We start from the raw sequence: 11,219 nt of genomic DNA on the forward strand, positions 1-11,219 counted from the left end.
TTTAACTGTATAAATCGTTAGATTTTGCTTTTAAATATTTGGTAACGGCAAAGTATGTACTTAAGCCAGAAATTAGGATTCCGATTGCAATTACTACTAAAAAGATAGCTGCAAACTCATACCAGTTTCTTAAAAATACCAATTCTGGAATTTGTTGCTGTGCAAATTTTAATGTAAATATTAACAATAGAATAGCAATTAAAGAGCCTAATAATCCATGGATAATACCGTAGGTGATAAATGGTCTACGAATGAAATTTTTCGTTGCTCCAATTAATTGCATGCTTTTGATTAAAAATCTTTGAGAATAAATCGCTAGACGTATGGTGTTGTTGATTAATGCTACGGCAATTACTAATAAAATCGCGGCAAAGGCTAATACAACGATACTGATGATACGGACATTTTTATTGACCATATCAATTAGAGATTCTTGATAAACAACTTCTTTGATCTTGCTGTTGCGAGAGATTTTATCAATAAAGGTTTTAATACTATCGGTGTTTGCATAATCTTCCTTCATATAGACATCAATTGATGGAAGTAAAGGGTTGTGCCCTAAGTATTGTACGAAGTCTTCTCCTAAATCTTCTTTTAGTGATTTGGCAGCTAGTTCTTTGCTGATATACTCTGAACGGAGCACATAATTATCCTTTTCCAAATCCTTTTGTAGAGAAAGGACGTCTCCTTCGTTGGTACCGTCGTTAACGATTACGTTTAAAACGATATTTTCTTTTACGTATTTAGATAAATTCTTTGCGTGAACAAGTAATAGACCTAGCAATCCAGTCACTAAAAGCACTAATGCAATACTAATAACTGTAGAGACATAAACTGATTTTGTTTTTCTTTTTTGCGTGCTTGATTCGTATTCTGACATAATAAGCAATAAAAATTTATTTGCGAAAGTAATGATTTGAGAGGATTAATTCGAATTAAACTTGTAATAACTTTCTGATAAAAAGTGTAAAATTCGATACCCCCTCTGTATTTAACTTTTCAATACTATCATTTATTGTTTAAACTACAAAACTTTTCTTACAATTCGCCATTAAAATCGTATTTTCGCAAGTCTTACAAAATTCCTCAATACAAAAATGGAGTACAATCACAAATCGTTAGAAAAAAAGTGGCAAAAATTCTGGGCCGATCATGCAACATTCAAATCAGCGGATACGCATGAAAAACCGAAATATTATGTATTAGATATGTTCCCTTATCCTTCTGGAGCGGGTCTGCACGTCGGTCATCCACTTGGCTATATCGCTTCGGATATTTTTTCAAGATATAAACGTTTAAAAGGCTTCAATGTTTTGCATCCTATGGGATATGATTCATTCGGCTTACCTGCAGAGCAGTATGCGATCCAAACTGGACAGCACCCTGCCATCACGACTGAAGCGAATATAAATCGCTACCGTGAGCAATTGGATAACATTGGTTTTTCTTTTGATTGGAGCAGAGAAGTGCGTACTTCTGAACCGGCATATTATAAATGGTCGCAATGGATTTTTATGCAGTTATTCAATTCTTGGTATAACAACGAGTCGGATAAAGCAGAGTTAATCGATACTTTAATTGGACGTTTTGAAAAATCTGGTTCTGAAGGAATTAATGCTGTTTCTGATGATGATGTATTATCGTTTACTGCTGAAGAATGGCTTGCCTTTGATGAAGAGAAACAACAGCGTGAGTTGTTGAAATACCGTATCGCTTACTTACGTGAAAGTACGGTGAACTGGTGTGCTGCTCTTGGTACAGTGCTTGCCAATGATGAGGTCATCAATGGTTTTTCTGAGCGTGGCGGACACCCTGTTGAACAGAAGAAGATGATGCAATGGTCTATGCGTATTACGGCATATGCTGATCGTATGTTGCAAGGATTGGAGCTTGTTGATTGGCCAGAACCATTGGTTGAGATGCAACGTAACTGGATCGGCAAGTCTGTTGGTGCTTTGGTGAAGTTTCCGGTTCCACAATTGGATACGAATATTGAAGTGTTCACGACACGCGTGGATACTATTTTTGGTGTTTCATTTGTTGTTTTGGCTCCGGAGCATGAATTGGTTTCTAAATTAACGACTGATGAGCAACAAGTTGAAATCAGTGCATATATTGATAAGACGAGTAAAAAATCGGAACTAGATCGTATGTCTGATACGAAGACGGTATCGGGTGCTTTTACAGGTTCATATGCCAAACACCCGATCACGGGAGAGGACGTTGCGATATGGATTGCTGATTATGTGTTGGCAAGCTATGGAACAGGTGCTGTAATGGCGGTTCCTTCGGGAGATCAACGTGATTACTTGTTTGCAAAGCATTTTAATTTGCCTATTGTTCAGATTTCTGATTCGCAGCAAATCGAAGAGGAAGCTGACGCTAATAAGGATGGCAAATATATCAACTCTGATTTTATGAATGGCATGAACTACCAAGAGGGTGTGACTGCTGTGATTGCGAAATTGGAAGAATTGAAATTAGGGAAGGCAAAAATTAACTACCGCATGCGTGATGCTATTTTTGGTCGTCAGCGTTACTGGGGTGAGCCGGTTCCTGTATATTTCAAAAATGGTTTACCTTATTTGATCAAAGAAGAGGAGCTACCTTTATTGTTACCTGAGGTCGATAAATACTTACCTACTGAAACTGGTGAGCCACCTTTGGGGCGTGCAGAAAACTGGAAGTATGAGGATCAATACGAGTATGAATTGAGTACAATGCCAGGATGGGCAGGTTCTTCTTGGTACTGGTTCAGATATATGGATCCTCAAAATGCAGAAGCTTTTGTTTCTAAAGAAGCGGTTGCTTACTGGAAGTCGGTAGATTTATACATTGGTGGTTCTGAGCATGCTACAGGTCACTTGCTGTACTCACGCTTCTGGAATAAGTTTTTGAAGGATTTGGGTTTTCATAATGAGGAGGAGCCTTTCAAAAAGTTGATCAACCAAGGAATGATCCAAGGTCGTTCTAACTTTGTGTATCGCATATTGGGTGATGAGGGGAAAGCGACGGATACCTATGTGTCATATGGATTGAAGGATCAATATAATACGATTCCACTGCACGTAGATGTTAATATCGTGGTGAATGATGTATTGAATGTAGATAAGTTTAAAGCTTCGAGACCAGATTATGCGCATGCTGAATTTATTTTGGAAGATGGTAAATATGTCTGTGGAACAGAAGTAGAAAAAATGTCTAAGTCTAAGTTCAATGTTGTCAATCCTGACGATATCATTGAAGCTTATGGTGCAGATACGCTGCGTCTGTATGAAATGTTCTTAGGACCATTGGAACAAGCAAAACCATGGAACACGAATGGTATAGAAGGTGTATATAAGTTCCTTAGAAAAGTATGGCGATTATTTCATGATGCAGCGGGTAACTTTGCGGTATCTGATGAGCAGCCTACTAAAGCTGAGTTTAAAGCTTTGCATAAAATCATTAAAAAAGCAGAGGAAGATATTGAAAGATTCTCTTTCAATACCTCGGTTTCGGCATTTATGATTTGTGTGAATGAGTTAACAGACCTAAAATGTAATAAGCGTGCTGTTTTGGAGCAACTGATTGTAGTACTTCAACCGTATGCTCCACATATCTCTGAAGAATTGTGGTCCTTGTTAGGTAATGAGGACGGTGCTATTTCTTATGCTAATTATCCAGAATTTATTGCAGATTATTTAGTTGAGTCGGAATTCGCTTATCCTGTTTCTATCAATGGTAAAATGAAATTAAACCTCTTGCTAGCATTAGATTTAGATGCAAAAGCTGTTGAGGAGATTGTCCTATCAAATCCAGATGTACAGCGTTTTATGGATGGTAAGCCGTTGAAGAAACTTGTCTTTGTGAAAGGTAAAATCATCAATGTTGTGATTTAAGTTGAACAATCAATAAGTATAAAAAAGACGCTTTCAGAAAAATGGAAGCGTCTTTTTTTTTTAATGTCTATTTTTACTTAAGATGCCGTGATTTGCAAAATAGTGATCTTTTGCATATCAATTTTAGTTTATGATGTTGATAAACTATGACTTACCAGTTTTACTTTTATTATTTGGGCTCATTGTTACCAATGAATTTGTCTTTAACACTTCGATTAAAGGCTTAAAACAGGACATCTTGAAATGCTTCTGTTCTGTCGAAAACAGATTTTGCAAAAGGACAAAGGGGCATTATTTTAACATTTTTCTTTCGGGCATAATCTACTGCTTCTAACACTAGTTTTTTACCAACTCCATTGCCTTCAAATCCAGGGTGAACTTCAGTATGGTCAATGATGAATTTATCTTCCCCAGCCCAAGTATATCCCATAACACCAGCTTCTTTACCATCAATTTCTGCAACTATTTGACCTTTTTTCTCGTCTTCAATATTTTTTATAGTCATCTCTTTTTATTTAAATAAACAGTTCATTTCTGACTTTGGTTTTGTAAAAATAAGATTTTTATAATAAATTTTTCTCATTTAAATATTTCCAATACCGTTTAGGCAGACTTTGCACATGCAATTTTGTGTTTTTACGTTCTTTAATGTTGACCGAATCAAAGTAATGTTTCCAGAGGTAACTATAGCGTAATTCTTCATCATCTAAATGGAAGGCTATGTAATCGCTATTGAAAGTATTGCTGAATTGTACTTCTACTACCTGATCTAAATCATAATAGATGCCGAAATGGCGTTTTAAATCGTAGATAAGCCATTTTTGATCTGCAAAACGCTCTTTGAAAAAGTTGACCATCAAGGGTAGTACATTGAAATCAGGCTCAAGATTGGCAAAATATAATCCATCTTTCATTTTTTGAAATCTGACAAATGCTTTTAAACGGTGCTTTTCTCTTGATACTGAACGAACTATCTTTTTTATCTGTAAGATGTCGTCATTAGCATAGTTGAGATTGGGTTTGTTTTCTGAATTAAAATAATAGGAGATACTACGCAGGATCAAGAGCTCACGATGTTTTATTTCTGAAAGGAATACGTAATATAATTCTTTGATACCCTGAATACCTATTTTCTTTTCCAATCCGAGGAGGACACGTTTGGCTTTATCATCGTCTGAGATGATGTTTTCTGTGGTAACAAATAAGCCTGACTGTATGTATTGGGCATTGTGCTGGATAGTCGCAATTTGCCATTTATATTCGTAGGAGCAAAATACTATGGTCATCAGGCCCGTCCAACTGCCATCATAGAGAAGTGTTTTTAGCATTTTAAAACAAGGTTAATTGTTGACTATTGTTTTTGGTATACTTGCTTGTCGATTGAGCTAATATATACTGCTTGATATTTGTTCCAGATTTGTCTGCATAGATCTGTTGAAAACCAAGACAGGTGATAAAGTATTTTGCACGATTGGTGGCGACGCCTAGTTTTTGAAGGTGTTCAATGCGCAATGGACCAAAGCGTCTAGCCATGATGATTTTTTTTGCTGACTGCACTCCAATTCCAGGTACGCGCAAAATAGTGTGATAATTGGCCTTATTGATATCAACAGGAAATGCATGCTGATTTCGCAAGGCCCAACTTAGTTTTGGATCGATGTCTAGATCCAATAATGGATGGGTGTCATTGACAATCTCTTCTGCCTTGAAACCATAGAAACGCATGAGCCAATCGGACTGATATAATCTGTTCTCTCGTACCATGGGTACAGCTGTACCGATTTCAGGTAGTCGTTTATCATAGGAAATGGGAACATATCCGGAGTAATAGACGCGTTTCAAATGATATTTTTTATAAAAATGCTGAGCCGTCAATATGATGTGTTTATCGGACTCGCCAGATGCACCAATAATCATTTGGGTACTTTGGCCTGCTGGTGCAAAGGTTGGGGTAGATTTGATGACCTTTCGTTCTTCATTAGTTCTAATAATTTCATTTTTGAGATAGCGCATGGGCAGAATCATTTCTTCACGGCTTTTATCTGGTGCTAACAGTTTGAGCCCTTCTTTTGTCGGAATTTCTAGATTGATGCTCAGACGGTCGGCATATAAGCCTGCTTCATGGACGAGTTCATCACTTGATCCGGGGATGGTCTTTAAGTGGATGTATCCATTGAATTTATGCTCTAACCGTAATTTTTTAGCAATGGAAACTAATCTTTCCATCGTGTAATCGGCATTTTTGAAAATACCAGAACTTAAAAATAACCCTTCAATGTAATTCCTTCTGTAAAAATTGATAGTTAGATCAACAACCTCCTGTACGGTGAATGCCGCACGCTCGATATCATTGCTTTTTCTGGAGACACAGTAGGCACAATCGTAAATGCAATGATTGGTCAATAGGATCTTTAATAAAGAGACGCAACGACCATCTTCGGTATAGGAATGGCAAATGCCGCTCTGATTGGCATTGCCAATCCCTTTATTTTTATTAGCTCTATTGCTACCACTTGAACTGCAGCTTACGTCGTATTTGGCGGCATCTGCTAGAATATGAAGTTTTTTAAATATACGATCGGACATATCTCTATTAATTTTAGCAAATATACTAATATTGTTAGTTATTCTACGACTTGTGATAATTTAGGGCAAAGAAGGGTGCGTTTGGAGAAGTTATTTTATTATTTTAGGCTATTGAAATTACAGTATTCATTGTTTATCTAAAATTTTCGAATTTTTATAAATAAAAATTATTTGTAACGAAATAGGCTCAAAAGAATTATGCTTGTTTGGTTACACGCATGTTATTATCTTTTTATTAAATATGCCATAGCATGAAAATAGATCAATTGTATATCGAACAAGTTATTGCTTCACGTACTTGGAAAATCCGTCAAGAGGTATTATATCCGCATGGCTCTTTAAAAGATGTGATGATTGATGATGATTTTGAAGGAACACATTTTGCAGCGACTATAGAAGGGGTATTGGTTGGCGTTATTTCTGTTTTTGAGATTGATGAGGGATGTTATCAATTTCGAAAATTTGCAGTATTGCCTAATTTTCAAGGTTACGGCATAGGTACAGCGTTGCTTCATGCGGTTTTTAACTTTTGTAGACTGTGGCGGGCCTCTTCGCTATTTTGCGATGCTCGAATAGGAGCGGTATCTTTTTACGAAGGGGTTGGCATGAAAATACAGAGCCAGTCCTTTTTCAAAAAGGGATTAGAATATGTGCGTATGAAAGTTCTTTTATCTGATGAATTAACTTGATCGGCCCTTAAAACAATACATTGTAACCAAGAGATAGTCGAGCAAAAGGATAGCTTTTATCTATATCCTGATGATCTTTGAAATTGCCTTCTAATCTAAAATATCCTGAGTTTAGGTTGATAGAGAAGTTTTTCAATAAGCGTAGACTACCACTAACGGAAGCAGTATGTAAAAAATAGTGTGATTCATTACCGCTGATGGTCACAAAGTAACCTCCGTGATATTGCGCTCCAAATTTAAATCTTTTCCATACACTTATTTCACCTGCACCACGTATATCTATACCGGGGCCATAGTTGTAGTTTCTGCTGTCACCAAAAAGAAGATAGGGGTCAGGTACCGCTGCAAGTAATACGGGGCCTCCACCCAAAGTTGTTCTTAAATGATTGTTTCCACCTAAACTAAAGGTCGAAATCATATTATAGTTTAAGCTTTGTGCACCGTAGAAGAATGCCTCATTATGATAAAAGTCATAATTAGCAGAAAGAACACCAAGATGTCGTCCTGGTAAATTTTTTAATACACGTTTGCCATATAACGATGCATATATATTGACGGTGTTGACAAATGAACTGTCGTCTCCGCCGACTTCTAGATTGACGTAAAAATCATCAAATGGTTTTTTCTTCTCCATGTCATCATTGGAGTAAATAAGACTCAATCGAACAAAATAATCTGATTTTCCCTTGTTAATGATATCTAAGTCCTTCGTGTCGAATCGGCGAATACCAAAATCAATCTCTGCTTTGACATTTGAAGAGTCTTTTACAGAGCCTTTTACCACTCTGCCCCAACGTCCATCTAACAATCGGTTCAAGCCATTGACAGGGTTAATAAAAAAGGCTAACACTTCCTTACCTTGTCGTTCGGCTAGCGAATTTGTTGGTCTTGATAAGACATTTTGCGAAATCCTATGTGTTATTTCTCCTAAAATAATCCCACCATAAGTGGTGTTGATTAAATCGTTAATCGATGGTGCTTGTGTTTCTCCAGCTGTTTCCCAGATAAAGCTTCCTGCTAGGGTGGCGAGGGATGATTGTAAAAATGAATAATTGTTGGACCGGAATGCATTAAAATACAACTGCCCATGATAAGGATGAGCGATTTGGTTAGTTGCAAACGCATTATCGTCCCATGCCCATGCATTTGGTTTTAAATGTTTGAACCAGTTGTTTAATGTAATATGAGAATAGGGATCTTTTCTTATAAAATAATTGAACGAGGCAGGTAATGCTTGAAACATAAACCATTCGGTTCCCGCTCTAGCAAAGTGCTTTCTGGGGTTATGGTTAATCGTATCTTGATAATTGGGGATTTGATATATTTTGTTTTGATAATTTCGATTTTGAAGGACAGTTGGTGATGAATTAGCTGAAATTCTGTGACAAATGATTGTATCTGAGTATATTGTGTCATTTAATGGTTTAAATTTATTTACAGTATCTCGATACTCCTGTATGTATTCTTGCGCATGTAGCGCTCGTGTTGAAATCAGGACCTGCAGGAGGAGGAGTATCACATATAAAGAAAGAAATCTAATTTTAGTCATTTTGATCATATATACCCGGCTTAATGTCTTAAACAAGTAACAAACTTAAATAGTTTTAGAGGAATGTTAAAAAATAAGATTGCTATTGAATGAATTTGACCTAGTCCTGATTAAAAGTCATCGGCATCTTTGATCTCCAGTCTATCTGCTTCGGTGATGGTCCGGATTATTTGACATGGATTTCCTGCAGCAATCACATTGGCAGGAATATCTTTTGTAACAACAGACCCCGATCCAATAATACTATTTTCACCTATATGAACACCTGGATTAACAATGACATTGCCTCCTAACCAAACATTGTCGGCTATTGTGATGGACTTTGAACATTGCCAACCTTTTGCACGGTCTTCCGGATGAATGGCATGAGTAGAGGTAAATAAGGATACCTGTGGTCCAAATAAAACGTTTTTACCGATAATAATCGGAGCAGCGTCTAGTAACGTGCAGTTGTAATTGGCAAAAAAATTGTCGCCAATGGAGATGTTAAACCCATAATCACAATAAAATGGAGGCTCAATAAAAAAACGATTGGTTTTTGTATTCAATAGATTTTTAATGACCAGCTGCCGTTCTTTAAAAGATTTTGGTTCTGTATCATTAAATTTTTTAATCTGCATTTTAGCCTGAAGTCTTTTTTCAAAAAGCTCTTTTCCAGATTCACGATAAAACGGATTCGTTAGATTCTTGTTATCCATGGGCCGAAATTACTTCAAAAAAACTAACTTTGTTGTTGAAATATAAAAAATTATGGCAAATAATAATTTAGATGCTTTAGCTCCACAAGAGTTATGGGCAAATTTTTCTGCATTGAATGCAGTTCCTCGTGCTTCTAAGAAGGAAGAACGCGTTATCGCATTCATGTTAGATTTTGGTGAAAAATTAGGACTTGAGGTCAGTAAAGATCATGTTGGGAATGTCATAATCAAAAAAGCGGCATCTGCTGGTATGGAAGACCGTAAAACGATTGTATTGCAGTCTCACTTGGATATGGTGCATCAAAAAAATAATGATACTGTTTTTGATTTTGATACACAGGGAATCGACATGTTTGTCGATGGCGACTGGGTAAAAGCTAAAGGAACAACGCTAGGTGCGGATAATGGAATTGGTGTTGCGACTATTATGACCATTTTAGCTTCTAAAGATATCCAGCATCCTGCTATAGAGGCTTTATTTACAATTGACGAAGAAACGGGTATGACCGGTGCAATGGGCTTGCAAGGAGGAATCCTTACAGGAGACATCTTGTTGAACCTGGATACGGAAGAAGATGATGAAATCGATATCGGTTGTGCAGGTGGGATTGATGTGACTGCAACGAAGTCTTATAAAGAGGAGGCAAGTCTTTCTGGAGCGGTAGCTTTTGAAATTAAAGTTCAAGGTTTAAATGGCGGTCACTCTGGAATTGAAATTCATAAAGGCTTGGGGAATGCAAATAAAATCATGAACCGGTTGTTATATAAATCTTACGAAGAGTTTGGTTTACAAATCGCTACTTTAAATGGCGGAAGCTTACGAAATGCCATACCACGTGAGTCAGTTGCGACGGTAATTGTATCTTCGGAACATGAAGATCATTTTGCATCAGATTTAGCACCACTTATAAAATCTATCCAAGATGAGTTTAAGACGGTTGATGCAGATTTGACGATTACCATTGATAAATTAACTACTGTTCCTGCTCATGTTATCTCTTCTTTGGATCAACAGTTGCTGGTAAATGCTGTTTATGCTGCTCAAAATGGCGTATATCGTGTAAGTGCAGATTTTGAAGATTTAGTGGAAACTTCCAATAATATCGCTAAGGTTACAGTTGGCAATGGAAAAATGAATATCCAATGCTTGACTCGGTCATCTGTGGAAAGTTCTAAAATTGATTTAGCGCAATCTCTACAAGCAACATTTGAGTTGGCAGGATTTGATGTTGAATTTTCTGGTTCTTATCCAGGATGGACACCTAATGCAAATTCAGAAATTTTAGAGGTTTTGAAACGTATTTATGTGGAGCAACATAATGAAGAACCAAAAGTTGTAGCGTGTCATGCAGGCTTAGAATGTGGCATACTGGGTACCAATTACCCTGAGATGGATATGATTTCTTTTGGCCCCACAATTCTAGGAGCACATTCGCCAGCAGAGCGGGTGTCGATTTCATCTGTTCAAAAATACTGGGCATTTGTCAAGCAGATTTTGAAAGAAATTCCTAATAAATAAACTGAAACAACGAATATTAAAAGGCTTAAATTAATTTTTAAGCCTTTTTTTGTATACCATGTAGTGGTTTTTAATATATTTTATATAAATTTACTTATAGTTGCTCATAATAAGGGAGGTACAAATACTTATTTACTCCTTTATCTTCCTATTTCTTAATCATGACATTTACTCCTGCAAATAGCTGTCTTTTAGTGAGAGTATGCTTTTGTTATTTATCAAAAAATGACAAAATGTTATTCCAGCTAGAATTGTAATTGATGTATTTAATGTGAGGTTTTGTAGTTGAATATGTAA

The 11,219-nt window shown here is 36.6% G+C and carries 9 protein-coding genes; 3 read left to right on the forward strand and 6 right to left on the reverse strand.

Annotated elements, in window-relative coordinates; translation table 11 throughout:
- Position 1 precedes the first annotated feature (1 nt).
- Positions 2 to 880 carry a cell division protein FtsX gene (locus KO02_RS08405; protein WP_038697486.1) on the reverse strand — a complete coding sequence of 293 codons (879 nt, stop codon included), beginning with the start codon at positions 878 to 880 and terminating at the stop codon, positions 2 to 4.
- Positions 881 to 1,097: 217 nt separating this feature from the next.
- Here KO02_RS08405 and leuS point away from each other — a divergent pair, with 217 nt between their 5' ends.
- Entirely contained in the window at positions 1,098 to 3,881 is a 2,784-nt protein-coding gene (gene leuS / locus KO02_RS08410; protein WP_038697488.1) for a leucine--tRNA ligase, read from the forward strand.
- Between the two features lie 223 nt (positions 3,882 to 4,104).
- Here leuS and KO02_RS08415 read toward each other — a convergent pair whose 3' ends face one another.
- From KO02_RS08415 to KO02_RS08425, 3 genes are read right to left on the reverse strand one after another with little or no spacing between them, the layout of a single operon-like run.
- Positions 4,105 to 4,386, reverse strand: coding sequence for a GNAT family N-acetyltransferase (locus KO02_RS08415; protein ID WP_038697490.1), 282 nt, complete (start codon positions 4,384 to 4,386; stop codon positions 4,105 to 4,107).
- Positions 4,387 to 4,444: 58 nt separating this feature from the next.
- Positions 4,445 to 5,209, reverse strand: a complete 765-nt coding sequence (locus tag KO02_RS08420; RefSeq protein WP_038697492.1) for a TIGR03915 family putative DNA repair protein — start codon at positions 5,207 to 5,209, stop codon at positions 4,445 to 4,447.
- Between the two features lies 1 nt (position 5,210).
- On the reverse strand, positions 5,211 to 6,467 hold the full coding sequence (locus KO02_RS08425) for a putative DNA modification/repair radical SAM protein (protein WP_038697494.1): 1,257 nt from the start codon (positions 6,465 to 6,467) through the stop codon (positions 5,211 to 5,213).
- Between the two features lie 251 nt (positions 6,468 to 6,718).
- On the opposite strand from KO02_RS08425, the gene KO02_RS08430 reads away from it, so the two are divergent.
- A complete protein-coding gene (locus KO02_RS08430; protein WP_038697496.1) occupies positions 6,719 to 7,156 on the forward strand; it encodes a GNAT family N-acetyltransferase in 438 nt (145 codons plus the stop codon).
- Positions 7,157 to 7,163: 7 nt separating this feature from the next.
- Here KO02_RS08430 and KO02_RS08435 read toward each other — a convergent pair whose 3' ends face one another.
- Both KO02_RS08435 and KO02_RS08440 read right to left on the reverse strand, forming a co-directional pair.
- On the reverse strand, positions 7,164 to 8,705 hold the full coding sequence (locus KO02_RS08435) for a DUF3943 domain-containing protein (RefSeq protein ID WP_081918482.1): 1,542 nt from the start codon (positions 8,703 to 8,705) through the stop codon (positions 7,164 to 7,166).
- Positions 8,706 to 8,815: 110 nt separating this feature from the next.
- Positions 8,816 to 9,403 (reverse strand): sugar O-acetyltransferase, encoded by a 588-nt coding sequence (locus KO02_RS08440; protein WP_038697498.1) that lies wholly within the window; start codon positions 9,401 to 9,403, stop codon positions 8,816 to 8,818.
- Between the two features lie 52 nt (positions 9,404 to 9,455).
- Here KO02_RS08440 and KO02_RS08445 point away from each other — a divergent pair, with 52 nt between their 5' ends.
- Positions 9,456 to 10,922: an aminoacyl-histidine dipeptidase gene (locus KO02_RS08445; protein ID WP_038697500.1), complete on the forward strand. Its 1,467-nt coding sequence runs from the start codon at positions 9,456 to 9,458 to the stop codon at positions 10,920 to 10,922.
- Positions 10,923 to 11,219 lie beyond the last annotated feature (297 nt).

The sequence above is a fragment of the Sphingobacterium sp. ML3W genome (assembly GCF_000747525.1).
GTDB lineage: Bacteria > Bacteroidota > Bacteroidia > Sphingobacteriales > Sphingobacteriaceae > Sphingobacterium.

Coding starts and splice junctions, on each gene's coding strand:
- KO02_RS08435 (WP_081918482.1), bottom strand. CDS start 8,705: ATGACTAAAATTAGATTTCTTTCTTTATATGTGATACTCCTCCTCCTG.
- KO02_RS08415 (WP_038697490.1), bottom strand. CDS start 4,386: ATGACTATAAAAAATATTGAAGACGAGAAAAAAGGTCAAATAGTTGCA.
- KO02_RS08425 (WP_038697494.1), bottom strand. CDS start 6,467: ATGTCCGATCGTATATTTAAAAAACTTCATATTCTAGCAGATGCCGCC.
- leuS (WP_038697488.1), top strand. CDS start 1,098: ATGGAGTACAATCACAAATCGTTAGAAAAAAAGTGGCAAAAATTCTGG.
- KO02_RS08440 (WP_038697498.1), bottom strand. CDS start 9,403: ATGGATAACAAGAATCTAACGAATCCGTTTTATCGTGAATCTGGAAAA.
- KO02_RS08420 (WP_038697492.1), bottom strand. CDS start 5,209: ATGCTAAAAACACTTCTCTATGATGGCAGTTGGACGGGCCTGATGACC.
- KO02_RS08405 (WP_038697486.1), bottom strand. CDS start 880: ATGTCAGAATACGAATCAAGCACGCAAAAAAGAAAAACAAAATCAGTT.
- KO02_RS08430 (WP_038697496.1), top strand. CDS start 6,719: ATGAAAATAGATCAATTGTATATCGAACAAGTTATTGCTTCACGTACT.
- KO02_RS08445 (WP_038697500.1), top strand. CDS start 9,456: ATGGCAAATAATAATTTAGATGCTTTAGCTCCACAAGAGTTATGGGCA.